The sequence below is a fragment of the Actinosynnema sp. NPDC004786 genome (assembly GCF_053601135.1).
In genome coordinates this window covers 39,905-60,898 of sequence record NZ_JBSGBG010000001.1, presented here as the reverse complement: position 1 = coordinate 60,898, position 20,994 = coordinate 39,905, and the positions used below count along the sequence as shown (strand labels likewise).

The window sequence follows — 20,994 nt, the reverse complement described above, 5'->3', positions numbered from 1 at the left end:
GCAAGAGCAACAGCAAGCCCCTTTAGCTCAGTCGGCAGAGCGTCTCCATGGTAAGGAGAAGGTCTACGGTTCGATTCCGTAAAGGGGCTCAACAACTGGCCGCGGTGCTCGTGCATCGCGGCTGCGTTGTCTCAGCGGTGTAGCTCAGTTGGTAGAGCAAGCGGCTCATAATCGCTGTGTCGCCGGTTCAAGTCCGGCCACCGCTACGCGAGTGGGTGAGGTGTGCCTGCGGAGTGCGCAGGCCCTCTCGCTCCGCATCACACCGGGGGCGCAGCCCCCGGACCCCGCCCAGGGGGGCGAAGCCCCCCTGGACCCCCCGGTGGTTGACCTTGATGGGTCAGGTGCCGGTGGATACAGGGCGTGGGTGGGAATGTTCCGACCGGTGGGTACCGTTGGTTCCGCTGGATCCCCGCCGTGGTGGTAAGCCCGCCGCGGTCGCCCTGCCGGGCCGGGGCACACGAGCTCTAGAAAGGCAAGGACCGTGGCTGCAACCGACGTACGCCCCAAGATCACCCTCGCGTGCGAGGAGTGCAAGCACCGGAACTACATCACCAGGAAGAACCGGCGCAACGACCCGGACCGCCTGGAGATCAAGAAGTTCTGCCCGAACTGCAAGACGCACCGCGCCCACAAGGAAACCCGCTGAGCCGGTAGCCAGACCTCACGACGAGGCCCGTCCCCGCGTCCGGGGGCGGGCCTCGTCGCGTTATAACCTGCTCGTCGTGCCTCTCGACCAGTCCTACGTCGGACGTTCCTACCCGCCGTCACCGCCCTACGAGGTCGGCCGCGAGAAGATCCGCGAGTTCGCCGAAGCCCTCGGCGAGACCAGCCCGCTGCACCGCGACCCCGAGGCCGCCCGCGCGGCCGGGTACCGCGACGTCATCGCGCCGCCCACGTTCGCGATCATCGTGTCGATGAAGGTGAACGACCTCCTGATCGAGGACCGGGAGCTGGGCCTGGACTACAGCCGCGTGGTGCACGGCGACCAGGCGTTCGTCCACCACCGACCCATCGTCGCGGGCGACCGCCTGACCACGTCGCTGCACGTGGACGGCATCACCACGCGCATGGGCAACGACATGCTGGCGCTGCGGGCCGAGGTCACCACGGAGGACGGCGAGCCCGTCACGACCGGCCGGTGCACGCTCATCGTGCGGGGGGAGGGCGCGTGATCCGCGCATCGGAGGTCTCCGTCGGCGACGAGCTGCCGCCGCTGTCGCTGCGCATCACCCGCGCCGACCTGGTCCGGTACGCGGGCGCGTCCGGCGACTTCAACCCGATCCACTGGAACGAGCGGTTCGCCACCGAGGTCGGCCTGCCCGGCGTCATCGCGCACGGGATGCTCACCATGGGCCTCGCCGCGCGCATCGTCACCGACTGGACGGGCGACCCCGGCGCGGTCGTGGAGTACGGCGTGCGGTTCGGCCGGCCCGTCCCGGTGCCCGACGACGACAAGGGCGCGCTCGTGGAGGTCACCGCGAAGGTCACCAAGGCCCTGGACGACGGGACGTTCAAGGTCAACGTGACGGCGTCGTTCGAGGGCAAGTCGGTGCTCGGCGGCGCGTCCGCGCGCGTCCGGCTGCGCCCCTAGAAGTCGCACAGCGCGCTCGTGTGCGCGCCGGTGGCCGTGGCCGACCGCCGCTCGACGTCGGCCACGGCCACCTCGCACGCCACCGCGCCGCCGTCCGGCCCGATGGTGACCGTGAGCACGCCGTGCTCGGGCTCACCCACCGTGACGATCTCCACCCGCCAGGGCAGCGACGTCAGCTCCTCCCGGCGCGTCTCGTCGTCCAGGAACGTCGAGTAGGTGACGGTGGCCCGCTTCGCCGTGCCGGTGACGTGGTAGACGACCCGGACCGGCGGTTCGGGCGCGGTGGTCCACAGCACGAGCGCGAGCGCGCCCACCACCAGCACCGCCGAGGCCGCGATCACGAGCCACTTGCGGACCGGGCGCTCGGGTGGGGCGGTCTCCGCCATGGGCTGCGCTCCTCGGGTGAAGATCGACTGGACTGAATGGACCATCGGTGTAGTTCTACCGACGGTTACACCAGACCCCCAAAAGAGTTACCTGGAGCGGGCAGGCGGGTCAGAAGTCGGAGCAGTCGGCGCGGGCGTTCGGGCCGGTCGCGGTCGCCGTCTTGCGCTCCACCCCGTCCACCGTCACCCTGCACGTCGCGGTGCCGCCGTCGGGACCGGTGGTGACGCCCAGCGTGCCGCCGCGCAGCACGCCCTTGACGGTGAACTCCTTGCGCCACGGCAGCGTGGTCACCTGCTCCTCGACCTCGCCGACCGCGGAGTGGTCCACCGTGACCGCCGGCGCGTCGCCGGTGACCTCGAAGACCACCGCGGACCGCTGATCGGCCTGCGCCTCCAGCTGCTCCATGGCGTCGTCCACCTCGGTCGAAGCCCGGTCGAACACCGCGGCCCACAGCGCGCACGCCGCGATGCCGGCGACGGACAGCACGAGCCCCGCGACGGCCCACCCCCGGCCGTCCTGCCCGCGACGGGCCTGGACCAGGCCCACGACCCCGAACGCCACCCCGAGGACGACCAGCGGCCACGCGATCGCCCCCACGACCGGGAAGGCGCTGAAGACCAGGCCGAGGAGTCCGAGCGCGAAGGCGGCCACGCCGAAGCCGTTGCGCGCCGGTGGCTGGGGGTGGGACATGGCTCCTCCGCTGATAGTGGTACACATCACAGCTACCCGTGGTAGGGGCGATGTGTCCCGCTACGACGAAAGGCACCCCGAACGGGGTGCCTTTCGTGACGGAGCGTCGAAAGTGTGTGCTACTCGACCTCGGCCAGCAGGTCGGCCATGCGGGTCACGCCGGTCTTCAGGTCGTCGTCGCCCAGCGCGTAGGACAACCGCAGGTATCCGGGGGTGCCGAACGCCTCGCCGGGCACCACGGCCACCTCGGCGTGCTCCAGGATCAGCGCCGCGAGCTGCACCGTGTCGGTGATCTCCACCCCGCGCAGCCGCTTGCCGATCAACGCCTTGACCGACGGGTACACGTAGAACGCGCCCTTCGGCGTGGGGCACTCCACGCCGGGGATCGCCGAGAGCAGGTCGACGATGGTCCGCCGGCGCCGGTCGAACGCCTCGCGCATCTCGTGCGCCGCGTCCAGCGGCCCGGACACGGCCTCCAGCGCGGCCCGCTGCGACACGTTCGCCACGTTCGAGGTGAGGTGCGACTGGAGGTTGGCGGCGGCCTTGACCACGTCGGTCGGGCCGATCAGCCACCCGACCCGCCAGCCGGTCATCGCGTAGGTCTTGGCCACGCCGTTGAGCACGATCGTGCGGTCCGCCATCTCGGGCACGGCCACCGGCAGCGACACCGACTCGGCGCCGTCGTACACCAGGTGCTCGTAGATCTCGTCCGTGATGACCCACAGGCCGTGCTCCAGCGCCCACTCGCCGATCGCGGTGATCTGCTCGCGCGAGTAGACCGACCCGGTCGGGTTGGACGGCGAGCACAGCAGCAGCACCTTGGTCCGCGGCGTGCGCGCCGCCTCCAGTTGCTCCACCGTGACCAGGTAGTCGGTCGACTCGTCGGCCGTGACCTGCACCGGGACGCCGCCCGCCAGCGTGATGGCCTCGGGGTAGGTGGTCCAGTACGGCGCGGGCAGCAGCACCTCGTCGCCCGGGTCCACGACCGTCGCGAACGCCTGGTACACGGCCTGCTTGCCGCCGTTGGTGATCAGCACCTGCGCGGCGGTGACCTCGTAGCCCGAGTCTCGCTTGGTCTTCGCGGCTACGGCCTCCCGCAGCTCCGGCAGGCCGGCGGCGGGCGTGTAGCGGTGGTTGCGCGGGTCCGCGCAGGCCGCCTGAGCTGCGGCTACGATGGCTTCCGGGGTCGGGAAGTCGGGTTCGCCCGCACCGAAGCCGATCACCGGTCGCCCCGCCGCCTTGAGCGCCTTCGCCTTCGCGTCGACCGCGAGGGTGGCGGACTCGGCGATGCCGCCGATCCGCTGGGAGATCCGCGGGTGCTCGGAGGTACTGGTCCCGGTGGTCGTCTCAGGCGTGCCCATGCCGCCAATCGTGGCAGATCGCACAACCGGGCAGGCGGCCGGCACCCCCTCTGACCGGGCCAGTTGGAAGGAGGGGCACCTGGTGCCGTATGCTTCCGGTCTTGGAACGTCCAGTCGCTGCCTCACGGGCCACGTGAGGAGGGTGCGGGACGCCTCCAGCCAGGGGGTCGGCGGTGCCCGGTCCCAAAGGGGTGTAGCTCAACTGGCAGAGCAGCGGTCTCCAAAACCGCAGGTTGCAGGTTCAAGTCCTGTCGCCCCTGCGTCGAAGCGCGAAGCGCGATGGTGAGCGGAGGACGGCATGAGCGAGGGCCGCGAGCAGGACCAGCCGGAAGAGCGCGAGGGCGCGTCCCGGCCGGTTACCGCCGCAGCGCGGCGCGAGCGCCGTGGTTCCGTCCGTCCGGCGGGCCGGAAGGACGCCGCGGAGGCGAAGAAGGCGGCCGAGGCCGGCTCCGACGCCGAGGCGACCAAGAAGGGTCGGCCCACGCGCTCGCGGGCGGACGCGGAGAAGCGGGTCGGCTTCTTCGCCCGGATCGTCCGGTACGTCCGCGAGGTGGTCAGCGAGCTGCGGAAGGTCATCTGGCCGACGCGCAAGCAGATGATCACCTACACCGGAGTCGTGTTGGTCTTCGTGGCCTTCATGGTGGCGTTGGTGTTCGGCCTGGATTCGGCCTTCGCCTGGGGCATGTTCAGGGTGTTCGGCTGAGCCGACCACCTGCCGCCCCCGGTGGCGGCGGAGCATGTGATGCATGAGAGGAAGCGAGACCCACAGTGACCTCCGAGAACGGCGGCGTTGACGCCCAGGAGCTGAACGACCTGACCGACGAGCGGGACTTCGACGGTGGCGTCGAGGACGTCGAGCAGGCGGAGGCGACGGAGGACACCGAGCGGTCCGCTGCCGTCGAGGACGAGTCCGGCGGCGACGTCGAGTCCGGTGGTGACGTGGAGTCCGGCGGGGACGTCGAGCCCGCCGCCCTCGCCGACATCGACGCCGAGCCCGCGGACCCCGCCGAGGAGATGCGCGAGGCACTGCGCCGCGCCCCCGGCGACTGGTACGTCGTGCACTCGTACGCGGGCTACGAGAACAAGGTCAAGACGAACCTCGAGACGCGCATCCAGACCCTCGACATGGAGGACTACATCTTCCAGGTCGAGGTGCCGACCGAGGAAGTCACCGAGATCAAGAACGGCCAGCGCAAGCAGGTGCAGCGCAAGGTGCTGCCCGGCTACATCCTGGTCCGGATGGAGCTGAACGACGCGTCGTGGAGCGCGGTGCGCAACACGCCGGGCGTCACGGGCTTCGTCGGCGCGACGTCGAAGCCGTCGCCGCTGACCATCGACGAGGTGCTGAAGTTCCTGCTGCCCCAGGTCGAGCAGAAGCCCGCCGCCGGCAAGAAGAGCGCCGCGGTCCCCGCGAAGTCGACCGTCGAGGTGGACTTCGAGGTCGGCGAGTCGGTCACCGTCATGGACGGCCCGTTCGCCACGCTGCCCGCCACGATCAGCGAGGTCAACGCGGACGGCCAGAAGCTGAAGGTCCTGGTGTCGATCTTCGGTCGCGAGACCCCGGTCGAGCTGTCGTTCAGCCAGGTCTCCAAGATCTGACCGGGACACACAATCTCCGGCGCCCCTTCGGTGAAGACCGGCGCCGGCAGCCACGCCGCGGCTGGCAGGGCCGCGCGCGGACACCGCAATAACAGGAAGCACTGACATGCCACCCAAGAAGAAGAAGCTCGCAGCGATCATCAAGCTGCAGATCAAGGCCGGGGCCGCGAACCCGGCGCCGCCGGTCGGCCCCGCGCTGGGTCAGCACGGCGTCAACATCATGGAGTTCTGCAAGCAGTACAACGCCGCGACCGAGTCGCAGCGCGGCACCGTGGTGCCGGTCGAGATCTCCGTGTACGAAGACCGCTCGTTCGACTTCAAGCTCAAGACCCCGCCGGCCGCGAAGCTGCTGCTCAAGGCCGCCGGTGTGGAGAAGGGCTCGGGCGAGCCGCACCGCACCAAGGTCGCCAAGGTGACCATGGACCAGGTGCGCGAGATCGCGCAGACCAAGATGGTGGACCTCAACGCCAACGACGTCGACCAGGCGGCGAAGATCATCGCCGGCACCGCCCGCTCCATGGGCATCACCGTCGAAGGCTGATCTTTTCTCTCTCGTAGTCGTGGGAGAGCCACGCGCTGGCTCGCACCACAACTGATCCACTTAAGGACAGAAGCATGAAGCGCAGCAAGGCGTACAAGAACGCTGCTGAGCTGGTTGACCGGGAGCGGCTCTACTCGCCGCTGGAGGCAGCCAAGCTCGCCAAGGAGACTTCCAAGGTCAAGCTGGACGCGACCGTCGAGGTCGCCATCCGGCTCGGCGTCGACCCCCGCAAGGCCGACCAGATGGTCCGCGGCACCGTGAACCTGCCGCACGGTACGGGCAAGACCGCCCGCGTGATCGTCTTCGCCACCGGTGACAAGGCCGCCGAGGCCGAGGCCGCCGGTGCCGACGCGGTCGGCTCGGAGGACCTGATCGAGCGCATCCAGGGTGGCTGGCTCGACTTCGACGCCGCGATCGCCACGCCCGACCAGATGGCGAAGGTCGGTCGCATCGCCCGCATCCTCGGCCCGCGCGGCCTGATGCCGAACCCGAAGACCGGCACCGTGACGCCCGACGTCACCAAGGCCGTCTCGGACATCAAGGGCGGTAAGATCAACTTCCGCGTGGACAAGCAGGCCAACCTGCACCTCGTGATCGGCAAGGTCTCGTTCGAGCCGGAGAAGCTGGTCGAGAACTACGCCGCCGCGCTGGACGAGGTCCTGCGGGCCAAGCCGTCCGCGGCCAAGGGCCGGTACGTGAAGAAGGTCACCGTCTCCACGACGATGGGCCCCGGCATCCCGGTCGACCCGAACCGGACCCGGAACCTGCTCTCCGACGAGGCCGCGGTCTGACCTCGCCCGAAGCACCGCCGAAGCGCCCCCCGGCCTCCCGCCGGGGGGCGCTTCGCGTCGTCACGGGCAGCTCTCGGCCTCGTAGCCGGTGATGACCCAGGTCTTGTTGACCTGGACCGACAGCACGAACTTCCCGAGTCGCGGTCCGCCCTTCACGGTGAGGGCACAGGAGCTGACCTCCACGCGGTCGGTGGTCGGGGTGCCGCTCATGTCTGAGGGGAACCCGATCTGGCGGTAGTCGGCCTCCCTCGTGACCTGCGCGTGGAGCGCGTGGACGGCCGAGGCGCAATCGGGCTGGCCGAACGCCTCGGCGAACGCCTTCTTCGCGGCCTCTTCGGAGAACAGCACACAGGCGCGGCCGTCGTCGTCCGCCATGACGTGCTTGTAGAACAGCGCCACGGTGCCCTGCAGGCCATATGGCGTTGTCGGCGCGATGATGTTGCCCTTGTCGCCGCCGCTGTCGACCGCCACGCTGCCGGGCTCCTCGCCGCCGAAGTACTGCTCGTAGAAGTAGGACGCGACGAGCAGGGCGACCACCAGGTAGACCAGGCGGCGGAAGAGTTTGCTGCCCAGCAGGATCCGCCACAGCGGTTTGCGCGGGGGGCGCGCGGGCGGTGGGGTGGACGGCGGGAGGCGCGGTGGCGGCGTGCCGCCGGGGGGCAGGGCCGGTTGCGGGTCGAGGCCCTGGGCCCGCTGGAAGCGCTGGAACTCCTGGAACCGCTGGAACTCCTGGAACTGCCGGAGCTGTTCCGGGTCGATGTCCGGCGGCGGCGGGTGCCGGGGGGGCTCTTCGGTCACGCGTCACATCATGCCGAATTTGGGGTCGGCGGTAGTGCCCTGCTACCGTTGACGACGGTTCACCAAAGACCGCTGGTCATCCCTGTCCTCGTGACGGGGGACGAAGGTCCCGCGAAGCGGGCGGCCCGCGCAGGAGAACGAGGAAGACTCGAGGCGCGTTCGCGCGCCCGTCACGCCCCGTGCTGCTGCGCCGGGGCGTTTTTGCTTTGCCCGACCCTCTCGGCTCGACCGGCGCGTCCCTAAGCCCAGAGAGGAGGCGATCATGGCGAAGCCCAGCAAGGTTTCGGCCGTCGCCGAGCTCACGGACAAGTTCCGTGGGAGCTCGGCCGCTGTCGTGACCGAGTACCGCGGCCTCTCCATGGCGCAGCTCACCACGCTGCGTCGCGCTCTCGGCGCGGGCACCACCTACACCGTCGCGAAGAACACGCTGGTCAAGCGTGCCGCCGAGGACGCGGGCGTCGAGGGCCTGGAGGCCCTGCTCGTCGGTCCGACCGCCATCGCCTTCGTCGAAGGCGAGCCGGTCGAGGCGGCCAAGGCGCTGCGTGACTTCGCGAAGGACAACAAGGCCCTGGTCATCAAGGGCGGCTACATGGAAGGCCGCCCGCTCTCGGTCGAAGAGGTCACCGCCATCGCGGACCTCGACAGCCGTGAGGTGCTGCTCGCCAAGCTGGCGGGCGCGATGAAGGGCAACCTGGCCAAGGCCGCGGGTCTGTTCAACGCCCCGGCTTCCCAGGTCGCCCGCCTGGCCGCTGCCCTGCAGGAGAAGAAGGCCGCGGAGGCGCCCGCCGCCGCCGAGGCCGACGCTCCCGCCGAAAGCTGATCACACCCAGAAACTCCGCGTCCCGGCCGCAGTTCGGGCGTTGAAAGAGAAAGGACCGCCATCATGGCGAAGCTCAGCACCGAAGAGCTGCTCGACGCGTTCAAGGAGATGACCCTCCTGGAGCTGTCGAAGTTCGTGAAGGACTTCGAGGAGACCTTCGAGGTCACCGCCGCCGCTCCGGTCGCCGTGGCCGCCGCTGCCGGCCCGGCCGGCGCCGCTGCCCCCGTCGAGGACGAGAAGGACGAGTTCACCGTCGTCCTCGAGGGCGCCGGCGACAAGAAGATCCAGGTCATCAAGGTCGTCCGCGAGGTCGTCTCGGGCCTGGGCCTGAAGGAGGCCAAGGAGCTGGTCGAGTCCGCTCCGAAGCCGCTGCTGGAGAACGTGGCGAAGGACGTCGCCGACGCCGCCAAGGAGAAGCTCGAGGCGGCCGGCGCGAAGATCTCGCTCAAGTGATCTAGCGTCACCCCACGCGCGAAGGCGGGCACCCGGACCGGGTGCCCGCCTTCTTGCCGTCTGCGGCCCGTGATGTTGACCGCTCCGCGCGCGCCGGCCCACCATCGGTGATCGCGGGGTGGGTGGCGGGGTGAGCGGGCGCGCACCGTTACCCATCCGAGACCACGGTTAACCCAACTGGTGAGTAACCACGTCGAGGCGGCCTCGTTGCACCGGTATGACGCCGGCCTGTCCGGCGTCGGGCGAAGTCGGCCGGGACCGGGAGGTGCGATGGGCGTCGAGGTGGTCGTCGAGGGCCTGACCAAGTCCTTCGGCAAGCAGACCATCTGGCGGGACGTCACGCTCACCCTCCCCCCGGGCGAGGTCAGCGTGATGCTCGGCCCGTCGGGCACGGGCAAGTCCGTCTTCCTGAAATCCCTGGTCGGGCTGCTGAAACCGGAGCGGGGCCGGATCGTCATCAACGGCGTCGACCTGGTCCGCTGCTCCGAGCGCAAGCTCTACGAGATCCGGAAGCTGTTCGGCGTCCTGTTCCAGGACGGCGCGCTGTTCGGCTCGATGAACCTCTTCGACAACGTCGCCTTCCCGCTGCGCGAGCACACCCGCAAGACCGAGGCCGAGGTCCGGCGGATCGTGCTGGAGAAGATGGAGATGGTCGGCCTCGTCGGCGCGGAGAAGAAGCTCCCCGGCGAGATCTCCGGCGGCATGCGCAAGCGGGCGGGCCTCGCCCGCGCCCTGGTGCTCGACCCCGAGATCATCCTGTGCGACGAGCCGGACTCCGGCCTGGACCCGGTCCGCACGGCCTACCTCAGCCAGCTGCTCATCGACCTGAACGCGCAGATCGACGCCACGATCCTGATCGTCACGCACAACATCACCGTGGCCCGCACCGTGCCGGACAACCTCGGCATGCTGTTCCGCCGCGAGCTGGTCATGTTCGGCCCCCGCGAGGTGCTGCTGACCAGCGACGAGCCGGTGGTCGAGCAGTTCCTCAACGGCCGCCGCATCGGGCCGATCGGCATGTCGGAGGAGAAGGACCAGGCCACGATGGCCGCCGAGCTGGCGCACCGCGACGCGGGCCACTCGGACGGCTCGCCGGACGAGGACGTGCGCGGCGTCGTGCCGCAGCTCGAACCGACGCCCGGCCTCCCGCCGCGCGGCGCGGTCCGCCGGCGCAAGGACCGGGTGATGAGCATCCTGCACACCCTGCCGCCGGAGGCGCAGCAGGGCATCATCGCGAGCCTCACGCCGGAGGAGCGCCTGCACTACCGCGCGACGGCCGACGCGGGCGAGCGGACCGGGCCGATCACCGCCAACCCGGGGGCCCCGACCCCGTGGCCCCGGCGCGGGGGCGTGCTGTGAGCGCTCCGGCGGCGTTCCCCGGCGTGGGCGCGCTGCGCGAGACCGGGCGGATGTTCGCCCTGGGCATCGACGTCGTCCGCAACACGTTCCGCCGCCCGTTCCAGCTGCGGGAGTTCATCCAGCAGTGCTGGTTCGTGGTGAGCGTGACCGTGCTGCCGACGGCCCTGGTGTCGATCCCGTTCGGCGCGGTGATCGCGCTCCAGATCGGCTCGCTGACCCGGCAGATCGGCGCGCAGTCGTTCACCGGCGCGGCGAGCGTGCTGGCGATCATCCAGCAGGCCAGCCCGATCGTCACGGCCCTGCTCATCGCGGGCGCGGGCGGCTCGGCGATCTGCGCGGACCTCGGCTCGCGCAAGATCCGCGAGGAGATCGACGCGATGGAGGTGCTGGGCGTCTCGCCGATCCAGCGCCTGGTCGTGCCGCGCGTGCTGGCCGCGATGCTGGTCAGCGTGCTGCTCAACGGCATGGTCAGCGTCGTCGGCGTGATGGGCGGCTACTTCTTCAACGTGATCCTCCAGGACGGCACGCCGGGCGCGTACCTGGCGAGCTTCAGCGCCCTGGCGCAGCTGCCGGACCTGTGGATCTCCGAGATCAAGGCCCTGGTCTTCGGGTTCATCGCGGGCATCGTGGCCGCCTACCGCGGGCTGAACCCGGCCGGTGGGCCGAAGGGCGTCGGCGACGCGGTGAACCAGGCCGTGGTCATCACGTTCCTGCTGCTGTTCTTCGTGAACTTCGTGCTCACCACGATCTACCTCCAGGTCGTCCCGGCGAAGGGGAGCTGAGATGGCCACGATCAACGAGCGGTTCCGCAGGGCGGCCAACGCGCCGCTGTCCGTGCTCGACACCCTCGGCGACCAGCTGTGGTTCTACCTGCGGGCGCTGTGCTGGACGCCGCGCACGCTGACCCGGTACCTGCGCGAGACGCTGCGGCTGCTGGCCGAGGTGAGCTTCGGGTCGGGCGCGCTGGCCGTCATCGGCGGCACGATCGGCGTGATGGTCGGCCTGTCGGTGTTCACCGGCACCGTCGTGGGCCTGCAGGGCTTCACCGCGCTCAACCAGATCGGCACGTCGGCGTTCGCGGGCTTCGTGTCGGCCTACTTCAACACCCGCGAGATCGCGCCCCTGGTCGCGGGCCTCGCGCTGAGCGCCACCGTGGGCTCCGGCTTCACCGCGCAGCTCGGCGCGATGCGGATCTCCGAGGAGATCGACGCGCTGGAGGTCATGGGCGTCCCCAGCCTGCCGTTCCTGGTCACCACGCGGATCATCGCGGGCTTCGTCGCGATCATCCCGCTGTACGTGATCGGCCTGCTGACGTCGTACCTGGCGGCCCGGTTCATCACGGTCGAGTTCTACGGGCAGTCGGCGGGCACCTACGACCACTACTTCAACCTGTTCCTGCCCCCGGTCGACGTGCTCTGGTCGTTCGGCAAGGTGCTCGTCTTCGCCGTCGTGATCATCCTGACGCACTGCTACTACGGCTACCGCGCCAGCGGCGGGCCCGCCGGGGTCGGCGTGGCGGTGGGCCGCGCGGTGCGCACGGCGATCGTGACGACGGCCCTGCTGGACTTCTTCCTGAGCCTGGCCATCTGGGGTACCACGACGACGGTGAGGATCGCGGGATGACCGCCGACGTGCTCTTTCCCGCGGAGGCGGCGACCGGTGCTGTCGACGTGCTCTTCCCCGCGGAGGCGGCGACTGGTGCTGTCGACGTGCTCTTTCCCGCGGAGGCGGCGACTGGTGCTGTCGACGTGTTCTTCCCCGCGGAGGCGGTGACATGCTGAGGCGCAGGCTCCTGGGCGTCGTGCTGCTCGCGGTCATCGCCCTGTTCCTCTCGTTCACGGTGGCGCTGTACAACGACGCGTTCACCGAGGTCGTGAAGGTGACGCTGAAGACCGACCGGGTGGGCAACCAGCTGCTGGTCGACTCCGACGTCAAGGTCCGCGGCATGGTCGTCGGCCGGGTGGAGGGCATCCGCACCTCCGGCGACGGCGCGGAGCTGGAGCTGGCGCTCGACCCCGAGCAGGTGCGGCACATCCCCGGCAACGTCTCGGCGCGCCTGCTGCCGAAGACCTTGTTCGGCGAGCGGTACGTGAACCTGGTGCTGCCCGCGGAACGGGCCGCGCCGCTGAGCGAGGGCGCGGTCATCGAGCAGGACCGCTCCAGCAGCGCCGTCGAGCTGGAACGCGTCCTCGACGACCTGATGCCGGTGCTCCAGGCCGTGCAGCCGGAGAAGCTGGCCACCACGCTGACCGCGATGTCGCAGGCGCTGGAGAACCGGGGCAAGCCGCTGGGCGAGACGCTCGTGCAGCTCGACGCCTACCTCGGCGAGTTCAACCCGCAGCTGCCGAAGCTCAAGGAGGGCATCAGCCGCCTCGCCGACGTCTCCGACGTCTACGCCGACGCCGCGCCCGACCTGGTGCGGGCGCTGTCGGACGCCACCACGACGAGCCGCACGCTGGTCGAGCAGCGGGAGAACCTGCTGGCCCTCTACGGCACGCTGACCACGACCGCGCTGGACCTGAACAGCTTCCTCGCGGTGAACAAGAACAACCTGATCCAGCTCTCCGACGTGAGCCGGCCGACGCTGGAGCTGCTGGCGAAGTACGCGCCCGAGTACCCGTGCCTGCTCAAGGGCCTGACCGAGTTCAAGCCGATCATGGACGAGGTGTTCGGCAAGGGCACCGACGAGCCCGGCCTGCACATCACCCTGGAGATCACCGCCAACCGCGGCAAGTACGAGCCCGGCAAGGACGACCCGGAGTACGCCGACAAGCGCGGCCCGCGCTGCTACGACATCGTGCCGCGGCCGGACCCATTCCCGCAGTACCCGCCGGACGGCCCGGTGAAGGACGGCTCGACGTCGCCGCCGCCCGCCCGCGTCGCGGCCGACGGCGTGCTGCCGCCCGACGCCGGCGTGATCCGGGACGGCGCCACGGCCCCGTCGTCGTTCACGGGCGTGCCGTCGCTGGCCAACTCGCCGGCCGAGCAGGACTTCCTGGCCGCGCTGCTCGCGCCGCAGTTCGGGCTCCACGAGGACGAGATGCCGAGCTTCACCGCGCTGCTGCTCGGCCCCCTGTACCGGGGAGCGGAGGTGACCGCGTGAGGTCCCTGGCCGCGCCGCTGGTCAAGCTGGCCGTGTTCGCCGCCGTCACCGTCCTGGCGACCGCGCTGCTGGCGGTGACGATCTCGAACACCGGCTTCACCGGCGCCACCGACTACACCGCCCGGTTCACCGACGTGACGGCGCTCAACGAGGGCGACGACGTCCGCATCGCGGGCGTCCGGGTCGGCCAGGTGGAGCGCATCCGCGTGGTGGACCGGCGGCTGGCGGAGGTGGAGTTCTCGCTGGAGGGCGACCGCACGCTGCCCGCCTCGGTCACCGCCACGATCAAGTACCGCAACCTCGTCGGCCAGCGGTACGTCGCGCTGGAGCACGGAGTGGGCGACGCGTCCCCGCTCCGGCCCGGCGACGTGATCCCCCTGGAGCGCACCAAGCCGGCGCTCGACCTGACCGTGCTGTTCAACGGGTTCAAGCCGCTGTTCCAGGCGCTCAACCCGGAGGACGTGAACCGGCTGTCCGAGGAGATCATCAAGGTCCTGCAGGGCGAGGGCGGCACGATCGACAGCCTCCTGCGCCACACCGCGTCGCTGACGTCCACGCTGGCGAGCCGCGACCGGGTGATCGGCGAGGTGATCGACAACCTCAACACCGTGCTGGACACCGTCAACTCGCGCAGCGAGCAGGTGTCCGCGCTGGTCACGACGGTGCAGGAGCTGACGACGGGCCTCGCGGCCGACCGGCAGCCGATCGGTGAGGCGATCAGCGCGATGGGCGACCTCACCACGACGACGGCCGACCTGCTCAACCAGTCGCGGCAGCCGTTGAAGGACGACATCGCCCACCTGGGCCTGGTGTCGCAGACGCTGGCGGACAACGAGGCGGTCGTGGAGGGCGTCATCCGGAACCTGCCCACCAAGATCGAGGCGATGTCGCGGACCGCGTCCTACGGCTCGTGGTTCAACTTCTTCCTGTGCGAGGGCACGGGGCAGGTCGCCGTGCCGCCGATCATCAACGACCCGATCCCGATCACGGCCCTGCCGGTCACGCAGCCGAGGTGTCGCAGGTGAAGACCGAACGCAACCCGGTGACCGTCGGCGTGGTGAGCCTCACCGTCATCGCCCTGCTGCTGCTCGCCGCCTTCAACTCCGACGAGCTGCCGATCATCGGCGGCGGCACCACGTACTCCGCGGAGTTCACCGAGGCCGCGGGCCTGGTCCCGGCGAACGAGGTGCGGGTGGCCGGCGTGAAGGTCGGCAAGGTGACCAAGGTCGAGCTGGCGGGCGACCGGGTGAAGGTGTCGTTCCGGGTGAAGGACGCCTGGGTGGGCGACCGCACGACCGCGGTGATCCGGATCAAGACCCTGCTCGGGCAGAAGTTCCTGGCGCTGGACCCGCAGGGGTCGCAGCCGCTGGACCCGGGCGAGCCGATCCCGCGCGAGCGCACCCTGTCGCCGTACGACGTGCAGGAGGCGTTCAACGGCCTGGCGACCACGGTCGGCCAGATCGACACCCGGCAGCTCGCGGACAGCTTCCAGGTCCTGTCGGAGACCTTCCAGGGCTCGGCGGAGAGCGTGCGCGGCGCGTTGGACGGGCTGTCCGCGCTGTCGAAGACGATCTCCTCGCGCGACGACCAGCTGGCGAAGCTGCTGGCCAACACCAACGAGATCACCAAGACCCTGGCCGACCGCAACGAGCAGTTCGAGAAGCTGCTCGCGGACGGCAACCTGCTGCTGGCGGAGCTGCGCAAGCGGCGCGACGCGATCGGGGCGCTGCTGACCGGCACCCGTGCCCTGTCCCGGGAGCTGACCGGCCTGGTCGCGGACAACACGGCCCAGCTGCGGCCCGCGCTGGAGCAGCTCGACCGGGTCACCACGATGCTCCAGCGCAACCAGGACACGCTCGACCGCAGCCTGGCGCTGATGGGCCCGTTCTTCCGGGTGTTCGCCAACACCCTGGGCAACGGCCGCTGGTTCGACGTCTACATCTGCGGCCTGCTGCCGCCGTCGGTGAACCTCGGCGTGGTCGGCTTCAACGAAGAGGGCTGCCTCCCGCCGGGCGTGCAGCGGCAACCCTCCGGGGGAGGCAACTGATGGCGGTGACGAAGGCCGGCCGCGACCTGGTCCGGGTCGCGGCGATCGCCTGCGTGCTCGTGCTGGTGGCCGCGGCCGTGATGTGGTGGGTGTTCGTCGGCGCGGAGAGCCGCCGGGTGACCGCCTGGTTCGGCGCGGCCGTCGGCGTCTACCCCGGCTCGGACGTGCGGGTCCTCGGCGTGCGGGTCGGCACGATCGAGGACGTCGCGCCGCAGGGCGAGGTGGTGAAGGTCGTGATGTCGATCGACCGCTCGGTGCCGGTGCCCGCCGCCGCGCGGGCGGTCGTGGTCGCGCCCAGCGTGGTCAGCGACCGGTACGTGCAGCTCGCGCCCGCCTACGCCGGCGGCGACGTGCTGGGCGACGGCGCCACCATCCCGCGCGAGCGCACCGCCACCCCGGTCGAGCTGGACGAGCTGTACGCGAGCCTCGACGAGCTGACCACCGCGCTCGGCCCGAACGGGGCCAACCGGGACGGCGCGCTGTCGGACCTGCTGGACTCCGCCGCGGCCACCCTCCAGGGCAACGGGCAGGCGCTCGGCGAGACCGTCAAGCAGCTCGGCGAGGCGACCCGCACGCTGTCCGGCTCGAAGGACGACCTGTTCGGCACCGTGGACAACCTGCAGAAGTTCACCGGCATGCTGGCCGCGAACGACGGCCAGGTGCGCGACGTCAACCGGCAGCTCGCCGAGGTCGCCGGGTTCCTCGCCGACGAGCGGGAGAACCTGGCCGGCGCGCTGAACGAGCTGGCTTCCGCGCTCGGCCAGGTGCAGGGGTTCATCCAGGACAACCGGGCCGCGCTCAAGTCCAACGTCGACAAGCTCGCGGGCATCACCCGGGTGCTGGTCGACCAGCGCGCGTCGCTGGCCGAGGCGCTCGACGTCGGGCCGCTGGCCCTGGGCAACCTGCAGAACGCCTACAACGCGGCGTCCGGCACGCTCGACGCCCGGGCCAACATCAACGAGCTGAACCAGCCGCCGATCGTGCTGGTCTGCAAGCTCGTGCAGGGCATCGAGCCGGGCCGGGTGCCGGGCGTGCTCGCCGAGACGTGCCGGCAGCTGGAGCCGCTGCTCACCGGCGCGGTGCCGCTCAAGACGCCCGCGGAAGTGCTGACCGACCTGTCCCAGGGCAAGCTGCCGCTGCCCCTGCCGCTCGCGGGGGTGCCCCGGTGAGGCGGGTCCTGGGCGCGGTGCTCGTGACGGGCGCGTTGACGGTGCTGGCCGGCTGCGGCACGGGCGGCTTCGACGGCGTCTACAACCTGCCGCTGCCCGGCGGCGCGGACGTCGGCGACCGGCCGTACGCGGTGAAGGTGCGGTTCAAGGACGTGCTGGACCTCGTGCCGCAGGCGGGCGTGAAGGTCAACGACGTGCCCGTCGGCCGGGTCGACCGGATCGACCTGGGCGCGGACGGCTGGACCGCCGAGGTGACCGTGCTGGTCAACGGCGACGTGGAGCTGCCCGGCAACGCCGTCGCCCGGCTGCGCCAGTCCGCGCTGCTCGGCGAGAAGTACGTGGAGCTGGCGCGCCCGGCGGAGGGCCGGGAGGAGGGCACGCTGACCGACGGCTCGGTCATCCCGGTCGAGCGGACCAACCGCAACCCGGAGGTCGAAGAGGTCTTCGGCGCGCTGTCCATGCTGCTCAACGGCGGCGGCATCGCCCAGCTCCAGGACATCAGCCGGGAGCTGAACGCGGCCCTGGAGGGCAACGAGCCGGAGGTCCGGTCGCTGCTGGCCAACCTGAACACGCTGGTCGGCGACCTCGACGCGCACAAGGGCGAGATCACCCGCGCGCTGGACGGCCTCAACCGGCTCGGCGGCACGCTGAGCGCCCAGCGCGAGCAGATCACCGGCGTCCTCGACGGGCTGGAGCCGGGCCTGAGGGTGCTCACCGAGCAGCGCACCCAGCTCGTCACGCTGCTCCAGTCGCTCGACGCCCTGTCCGACGTCGCGGTGGACACCGTCACCAAGTCCAAGGACGACATCGTGGCCGACCTCAAGGCGCTGACGCCCACGCTCCGGAAGCTGGCCGAGGCGGGCACGAACCTGCCCAACGCGTTCGAGCTGCTGCTGACCTACCCGTTCCCGGACGCGGCGGTGGACGGCATCAAGGGCGACTACACGAACATGTACGCCGACATCGACCTGAACCTGGGCACGGTGGTGGACAACCTGGGCCGCTCCCGGCAGTCCCCGCTGCCGACCCTGCCCGGCCTGCCGGGCGGGAACACGACCGCGCCGTCCCTGCCGCTGCCCCTGCCGAACCTGCCGCTGCCCGGCGTGCCCGGCACGTCGGGGCTGGGCGACCTGCTCGGCGGACTGCTCGGGGGTGGGCGGTGATCCCGGGCCGGATCAAGCTGCAGATCGGCGCGTTCCTGCTGATCGCCCTGGTCGGCGTGAGCTACGTCGGCGCGCGGTACGTCGGGCTCGGCCGCGTGTTCGGCTCGTCCGGGTACGTGGTGACGGTGCAGCTCGCCGACTCCGGCGGCCTGTTCACCAACGCCGAGGTCACCTACCGCGGCGTCGCCGTGGGCCGGGTCGGGCCGATGCGGCTGACCGCCGACGGGCTGGAGGCCGACCTCGACATCGCCCCGGACGCGCCGGCCATCCCGGCCGACCTGGAGGCCGTGGTCGCGAACCGGTCCGCGGTGGGCGAGCAGTACGTCGACCTGCGCCCGCGCGGCGAGGACGGGCCGTTCCTGGCCGCCGGGTCGGTCATCCCGCGCTCGGCGACCCGGACCCCGCCGCCGGTGGACGGCCTGCTGACCAACCTCGACGCGTTCGCCAGGTCGGTGCCCGCCGAGTCGCTGCGCACCGTGGTGGACGAGCTGGACCTGGCGTTCAACGGCACCGGGCCGGACCTGCAGGTGCTGCTGGACAACGCGCAGGCGTTCACCCGGGCCGCGACCGAGCACCTGCCGCAGACCGAGGCGCTGCTCGACAGCGGGCTGACCGCGCTGACCACGCAGGCCGAGCAGGGCGGGGCGATCAGGTCGTTCGCCGCCGACCTGCGGGCGCTGGCCGAGCGGCTGAAGGACTCCGACCCCGACCTCCGGCGGCTCATCGGGGTGTCGCCGCAGGCCGCCGAGCAGGTCTCGGCGCTGCTGCGGGAGAGCGGGCCCAACCTGGGCGTGGTCCTGGCCAACCTGCTGACCACCGGGAACATCCTGGTCACCCGGTTGGACGGGCTGGAGCAGATCGCCGTCACCTACCCGATCGTCGTCGGCGGCGGGTTCAGCGTGGCCAAGGGCGACGGCACGGGCGCGCACTTCGGGCTGGCCCTGAACCTGTTCGACCCGCCGACCTGCACCGTCGGCTACGAGGGCACCACGATCCGGCAGGGCACCGACACCACGCCGGCCGAGTTGAACACCGGGGCCTACTGCGCGTTGGCCCGCGGCAGCGCGACCGGCGTGCGCGGCGCCCAGAACGCGCCTTACGGTGGCACCCCGGCCGCCACGCCCACCGGCGACGCCACGTCGCAGCCGGGGCGCGAGCCGGCCCCGGGCGAGGCCGCCGCCGAGGCGCCGCTGCTGACCAGCCTGGGGCAGTTGCTCGGTCTGCCGGGCTGAGGAGGGACGATGGACGTTCGACGCTGGTCGCTGCCCGTCGCGGCGGTGCTCGCCGTGGTGGCGCTCGGCTACGCGGTGTGGGCCGGGGTGTCGTGGTGGAGCGCGTCCGCCAACGACTCGGTGGCGTTCTCGCGGGAGCGGGACGAGGTGCTGCGGGTCGGGCAGGTCGGGATCGCCAACTTCACCACCCTCGACTACAAGAAGGTCGACGAGGACCTCGACCGGTGGCTGGACACGTCCACCGGCGACCTGCGCGCCGAGATCGAGGACGGCCGGGAGACCCGCCGCAAGCAGATCGAGGACGCCAGGACGGTCACCGTGAGCCGGGTGCTGGACGCGGCCGTGACGGAACTGGACGCGCGGGCCGGGAAGGCGCACCTGATCGCCGTCGTGGAGACCACGGTGACGCCGGAGGGCGGGCAGGCGGTGAAGAAGGTCAACCGGTACCAGACGGACCTGACCCGCACCGACGCCGGTTGGAAGCTCAGCGCGTTGGGGCCGGTCGCGCCCGGCGGCGCGTGAACCGAGGAGATGACGTCAGTGCCACCGTCCCGCCGCCGCCCCGTCCCGACCCCGCCGACCGCCCGGCCGCGCGTCGCCGGCCTGCGCAAACGTGCCGACCAGGGCGCACCCGCCAAGCGGGTCGAGGACGAGGTCACCGGTTCGGCCACCCAGGATCCGCCCGCCGGTGGTTCGGGCGCCGAAGGTCCGCACACCGACCGTTCGGGTGTTGTCGAACCGGGCGTGGCGGATCCGGGCGCCGGGCTTTCGGACGAGGAGCCGCCGGCTGCTCCGGATCCGCGGTCGACCGAGGTCACCGGCCTGATCGAGCCCGGAGAGGACGCCGACGCGGCCGTCGCGCCCGCCGAGCCCTCGCCGCGGCCCCGACCGACCGGCCGCCGCAAGCGCACCGGCGAGGCCGTCGCGCCGAGCGACCCCGAGCCGGACCGCACCCCGTCCGACGAGGCCGGGTCCGACGCGGGCCGGGCACGCGCCCGCTCCGGCCTGGCCCTGCCCGTCGCCCTGGTCGTGGTGGCCGCGCTCCTGGCCGGCCTCGGCTGGTGGTTCCAGCGGCAGGCGGGCGAGGTCGCCTACAACCAGGCCCTGGTGGACAGCGCGGGCACGACCGAGGTGGCCGGGCAGGCCCGGGAGGCGGTCGAGAAGGCGTTCTCCTACAACTTCGCCGACGTCGCCGCCACCGAGAAGGCGGCCAACGAGCTGCTGGTCGGCAAGGCCCAGTGCCAGTACAACGCGATCTTCGGGCCGGTCCGCGCGCTCGCGCCGGAGCAGAAGCTCGTGGTCACGGTGAAGGCCGTGTCCAGCGGTGTGACCTCGCTCGACGGCGACCGCGCCACGGTGCTGCTGTTCCTCGACCAGGTCACCACCCGCACCACCGACAACCAGAGCGGCGGCGGCATCGCCATGATGCGGGTCGGCGCGCGGAAGGTCGACGGCCGGTGGAAGGTCGACAACATGGAGATGTTCGGCCAGACCGGCGACCAGGCGGCCGAGACCTCCAAGTGCTGACGCCGGCGCGCCCGGGGGCGTCCACTCAGGACCGCGAACCCGATTCCACACCCCCGCACAACGTGATCTGCGCCACATTTCCAGGCCGGTGACCGAACGGAATCGCCACTCTCTCCCTTCGGGGTCGGAACACCCGCCAAAGGTTCACCTTTGCTCACGTCCATGTATTTTCGCAGGTCACAGCGGTAACGGTGCGTCATCGCGCCTTGCGCCAGTGGAGTGATCGCCGCGTGGCATCTTGACTGTGAGCGTCAGCGGGGTCACTCTGTCGGTGAGCACGAGAAAGGTCCTTCCAGGTGCCTCTCGACAGTTGCCGCGTCCGTGGCTAGACTGCTCCTTTGCGCTGCCCTCTTTCCGTTTGCC

General features: G+C 71.0%; 25 protein-coding genes and 3 tRNA genes. 24 read left to right on the top strand and 4 right to left on the bottom strand.

Translation table 11 applies throughout. The annotated features are described in order from the left end of the window. Positions 1-16: 16 nt before the first annotated feature. The 5 genes from ACWEFJ_RS00360 (at position 17) to ACWEFJ_RS00340 (ending at position 1,591) form a co-directional block, all read left to right on the top strand. Positions 17-89: transfer RNA gene (locus ACWEFJ_RS00360), tRNA-Thr, on the top strand. A 44-nt stretch (positions 90-133) separates the two neighbouring features. Beyond that, positions 134-206: transfer RNA gene (locus ACWEFJ_RS00355), tRNA-Met, on the top strand. A gap of 275 nt (positions 207-481) precedes the next feature. Next, a complete protein-coding gene (rpmG, locus tag ACWEFJ_RS00350; protein ID WP_015105301.1) occupies positions 482-646 on the top strand; it encodes a 50S ribosomal protein L33 in 165 nt (54 codons plus the stop codon). Positions 647-722: 76 nt separating this feature from the next. Then, the gene (locus ACWEFJ_RS00345; protein WP_378087405.1) at positions 723-1,172 is read left to right on the top strand and encodes an FAS1-like dehydratase domain-containing protein; all 450 of its coding nucleotides are present in this window, start codon (positions 723-725) and stop codon (positions 1,170-1,172) included. After that, the gene (locus ACWEFJ_RS00340) at positions 1,169-1,591 is read left to right on the top strand and encodes a MaoC family dehydratase (RefSeq protein WP_449712471.1); all 423 of its coding nucleotides are present in this window, start codon (positions 1,169-1,171) and stop codon (positions 1,589-1,591) included. Before ACWEFJ_RS00345 ends, ACWEFJ_RS00340 begins: the two co-directional genes overlap by 4 nt. Here the strand turns inward: ACWEFJ_RS00340 and ACWEFJ_RS00335 are convergent. From ACWEFJ_RS00335 to ACWEFJ_RS00325, 3 genes are all read right to left on the bottom strand, one after another. Further along, positions 1,588-1,977, bottom strand: coding sequence for an MmpS family transport accessory protein (locus ACWEFJ_RS00335; RefSeq protein ID WP_449712470.1), 390 nt, complete (start codon positions 1,975-1,977; stop codon positions 1,588-1,590). The genes ACWEFJ_RS00340 and ACWEFJ_RS00335 overlap by 4 nt on opposite strands. A gap of 109 nt (positions 1,978-2,086) precedes the next feature. Next, on the bottom strand, positions 2,087-2,668 hold the full coding sequence (locus tag ACWEFJ_RS00330; RefSeq protein WP_449712469.1) for a DUF4190 domain-containing protein: 582 nt from the start codon (positions 2,666-2,668) through the stop codon (positions 2,087-2,089). 119 nt (positions 2,669-2,787) lie between these two features. Further along, complete coding sequence (locus ACWEFJ_RS00325; RefSeq protein ID WP_449712468.1) at positions 2,788-4,029, bottom strand: pyridoxal phosphate-dependent aminotransferase; 1,242 nt, start codon at positions 4,027-4,029, stop codon at positions 2,788-2,790. A 187-nt stretch (positions 4,030-4,216) separates the two neighbouring features. Here ACWEFJ_RS00325 and ACWEFJ_RS00320 point away from each other — a divergent pair. The 5 genes from ACWEFJ_RS00320 (at position 4,217) to rplA (ending at position 6,960) form a co-directional block, all read left to right on the top strand. Then, a tRNA-Trp gene (locus ACWEFJ_RS00320) sits at positions 4,217-4,289 on the top strand. Positions 4,290-4,327: 38 nt separating this feature from the next. Next, positions 4,328-4,732, top strand: coding sequence for a preprotein translocase subunit SecE (gene secE / locus ACWEFJ_RS00315; protein ID WP_449712467.1), 405 nt, complete (start codon positions 4,328-4,330; stop codon positions 4,730-4,732). A gap of 65 nt (positions 4,733-4,797) precedes the next feature. Beyond that, positions 4,798-5,628 (top strand): transcription termination/antitermination protein NusG, encoded by an 831-nt coding sequence (gene nusG / locus ACWEFJ_RS00310; protein WP_449712466.1) that lies wholly within the window; start codon positions 4,798-4,800, stop codon positions 5,626-5,628. A gap of 106 nt (positions 5,629-5,734) precedes the next feature. After that, a complete protein-coding gene (gene rplK, locus ACWEFJ_RS00305; RefSeq protein ID WP_121224842.1) occupies positions 5,735-6,169 on the top strand; it encodes a 50S ribosomal protein L11 in 435 nt (144 codons plus the stop codon). Between the two features lie 74 nt (positions 6,170-6,243). Further along, positions 6,244-6,960: a 50S ribosomal protein L1 gene (gene rplA, locus ACWEFJ_RS00300; protein ID WP_378088283.1), complete on the top strand. Its 717-nt coding sequence runs from the start codon at positions 6,244-6,246 to the stop codon at positions 6,958-6,960. A 60-nt stretch (positions 6,961-7,020) separates the two neighbouring features. Here rplA and ACWEFJ_RS00295 read toward each other — a convergent pair whose 3' ends face one another. Continuing rightward, positions 7,021-7,758: a hypothetical protein gene (locus ACWEFJ_RS00295; protein WP_449712465.1), complete on the bottom strand. Its 738-nt coding sequence runs from the start codon at positions 7,756-7,758 to the stop codon at positions 7,021-7,023. A gap of 262 nt (positions 7,759-8,020) precedes the next feature. Here ACWEFJ_RS00295 and rplJ point away from each other — a divergent pair, with 262 nt between their 5' ends. The 14 genes from rplJ to ACWEFJ_RS00225 all read left to right on the top strand — a co-directional run bounded on the left by rplJ (position 8,021) and on the right by ACWEFJ_RS00225 (position 20,631). Next, the gene (rplJ, locus tag ACWEFJ_RS00290) at positions 8,021-8,578 is read left to right on the top strand and encodes a 50S ribosomal protein L10 (RefSeq protein ID WP_449712464.1); all 558 of its coding nucleotides are present in this window, start codon (positions 8,021-8,023) and stop codon (positions 8,576-8,578) included. 63 nt (positions 8,579-8,641) lie between these two features. Next, positions 8,642-9,031 carry a 50S ribosomal protein L7/L12 gene (gene rplL / locus ACWEFJ_RS00285; protein ID WP_378088289.1) on the top strand — a complete coding sequence of 130 codons (390 nt, stop codon included), beginning with the start codon at positions 8,642-8,644 and terminating at the stop codon, positions 9,029-9,031. 270 nt (positions 9,032-9,301) lie between these two features. After that, a complete protein-coding gene (locus ACWEFJ_RS00280; protein WP_449712463.1) occupies positions 9,302-10,390 on the top strand; it encodes an ABC transporter ATP-binding protein in 1,089 nt (362 codons plus the stop codon). Positions 10,391-10,440: 50 nt separating this feature from the next. After that, positions 10,441-11,172 (top strand): MlaE family ABC transporter permease, encoded by a 732-nt coding sequence (locus ACWEFJ_RS00275; protein WP_378088376.1) that lies wholly within the window; start codon positions 10,441-10,443, stop codon positions 11,170-11,172. A 1-nt stretch (position 11,173) separates the two neighbouring features. Beyond that, positions 11,174-12,013 carry an MlaE family ABC transporter permease gene (locus ACWEFJ_RS00270; protein WP_449712462.1) on the top strand — a complete coding sequence of 280 codons (840 nt, stop codon included), beginning with the start codon at positions 11,174-11,176 and terminating at the stop codon, positions 12,011-12,013. Further along, complete coding sequence (locus ACWEFJ_RS00265) at positions 12,010-12,171, top strand: hypothetical protein (protein ID WP_449712461.1); 162 nt, start codon at positions 12,010-12,012, stop codon at positions 12,169-12,171. The genes ACWEFJ_RS00270 and ACWEFJ_RS00265 overlap by 4 nt, the downstream gene beginning before the upstream one ends. Next, positions 12,165-13,493, top strand: a complete 1,329-nt coding sequence (locus ACWEFJ_RS00260; protein WP_449712460.1) for an MCE family protein — start codon at positions 12,165-12,167, stop codon at positions 13,491-13,493. Before ACWEFJ_RS00265 ends, ACWEFJ_RS00260 begins: the two co-directional genes overlap by 7 nt. Further along, a complete protein-coding gene (locus ACWEFJ_RS00255; RefSeq protein WP_378088299.1) occupies positions 13,490-14,518 on the top strand; it encodes an MCE family protein in 1,029 nt (342 codons plus the stop codon). The genes ACWEFJ_RS00260 and ACWEFJ_RS00255 overlap by 4 nt, the downstream gene beginning before the upstream one ends. Next, complete coding sequence (locus ACWEFJ_RS00250; RefSeq protein WP_378088301.1) at positions 14,515-15,540, top strand: MCE family protein; 1,026 nt, start codon at positions 14,515-14,517, stop codon at positions 15,538-15,540. Before ACWEFJ_RS00255 ends, ACWEFJ_RS00250 begins: the two co-directional genes overlap by 4 nt. Beyond that, positions 15,540-16,709 carry an MCE family protein gene (locus tag ACWEFJ_RS00245; protein ID WP_449712459.1) on the top strand — a complete coding sequence of 390 codons (1,170 nt, stop codon included), beginning with the start codon at positions 15,540-15,542 and terminating at the stop codon, positions 16,707-16,709. The genes ACWEFJ_RS00250 and ACWEFJ_RS00245 overlap by 1 nt, the downstream gene beginning before the upstream one ends. Further along, entirely contained in the window at positions 16,706-17,872 is a 1,167-nt protein-coding gene (locus ACWEFJ_RS00240; protein ID WP_378088305.1) for an MCE family protein, read from the top strand. Before ACWEFJ_RS00245 ends, ACWEFJ_RS00240 begins: the two co-directional genes overlap by 4 nt. After that, positions 17,869-19,104 (top strand): MCE family protein, encoded by a 1,236-nt coding sequence (locus tag ACWEFJ_RS00235; protein ID WP_378088307.1) that lies wholly within the window; start codon positions 17,869-17,871, stop codon positions 19,102-19,104. Before ACWEFJ_RS00240 ends, ACWEFJ_RS00235 begins: the two co-directional genes overlap by 4 nt. A gap of 9 nt (positions 19,105-19,113) precedes the next feature. After that, positions 19,114-19,626 carry a hypothetical protein gene (locus ACWEFJ_RS00230; protein WP_378088309.1) on the top strand — a complete coding sequence of 171 codons (513 nt, stop codon included), beginning with the start codon at positions 19,114-19,116 and terminating at the stop codon, positions 19,624-19,626. A 9-nt stretch (positions 19,627-19,635) separates the two neighbouring features. Beyond that, entirely contained in the window at positions 19,636-20,631 is a 996-nt protein-coding gene (locus tag ACWEFJ_RS00225; protein ID WP_449712458.1) for a hypothetical protein, read from the top strand. Positions 20,632-20,994 lie beyond the last annotated feature (363 nt).

Coding starts and splice junctions, on each gene's coding strand:
- ACWEFJ_RS00225 (WP_449712458.1), top strand. CDS start 19,636: ATGACGTCAGTGCCACCGTCCCGCCGCCGCCCCGTCCCGACCCCGCCG.
- ACWEFJ_RS00230 (WP_378088309.1), top strand. CDS start 19,114: ATGGACGTTCGACGCTGGTCGCTGCCCGTCGCGGCGGTGCTCGCCGTG.
- rplJ (WP_449712464.1), top strand. CDS start 8,021: ATGGCGAAGCCCAGCAAGGTTTCGGCCGTCGCCGAGCTCACGGACAAG.
- ACWEFJ_RS00245 (WP_449712459.1), top strand. CDS start 15,540: ATGGCGGTGACGAAGGCCGGCCGCGACCTGGTCCGGGTCGCGGCGATC.
- ACWEFJ_RS00335 (WP_449712470.1), bottom strand. CDS start 1,977: ATGGCGGAGACCGCCCCACCCGAGCGCCCGGTCCGCAAGTGGCTCGTG.
- ACWEFJ_RS00325 (WP_449712468.1), bottom strand. CDS start 4,029: ATGGGCACGCCTGAGACGACCACCGGGACCAGTACCTCCGAGCACCCG.
- ACWEFJ_RS00270 (WP_449712462.1), top strand. CDS start 11,174: ATGGCCACGATCAACGAGCGGTTCCGCAGGGCGGCCAACGCGCCGCTG.
- ACWEFJ_RS00265 (WP_449712461.1), top strand. CDS start 12,010: ATGACCGCCGACGTGCTCTTTCCCGCGGAGGCGGCGACCGGTGCTGTC.
- secE (WP_449712467.1), top strand. CDS start 4,328: ATGAGCGAGGGCCGCGAGCAGGACCAGCCGGAAGAGCGCGAGGGCGCG.
- ACWEFJ_RS00275 (WP_378088376.1), top strand. CDS start 10,441: ATGTTCGCCCTGGGCATCGACGTCGTCCGCAACACGTTCCGCCGCCCG.
- rplA (WP_378088283.1), top strand. CDS start 6,244: ATGAAGCGCAGCAAGGCGTACAAGAACGCTGCTGAGCTGGTTGACCGG.
- rplL (WP_378088289.1), top strand. CDS start 8,642: ATGGCGAAGCTCAGCACCGAAGAGCTGCTCGACGCGTTCAAGGAGATG.
- rplK (WP_121224842.1), top strand. CDS start 5,735: ATGCCACCCAAGAAGAAGAAGCTCGCAGCGATCATCAAGCTGCAGATC.
- ACWEFJ_RS00260 (WP_449712460.1), top strand. CDS start 12,165: ATGCTGAGGCGCAGGCTCCTGGGCGTCGTGCTGCTCGCGGTCATCGCC.
- ACWEFJ_RS00280 (WP_449712463.1), top strand. CDS start 9,302: ATGGGCGTCGAGGTGGTCGTCGAGGGCCTGACCAAGTCCTTCGGCAAG.
- ACWEFJ_RS00330 (WP_449712469.1), bottom strand. CDS start 2,668: ATGTCCCACCCCCAGCCACCGGCGCGCAACGGCTTCGGCGTGGCCGCC.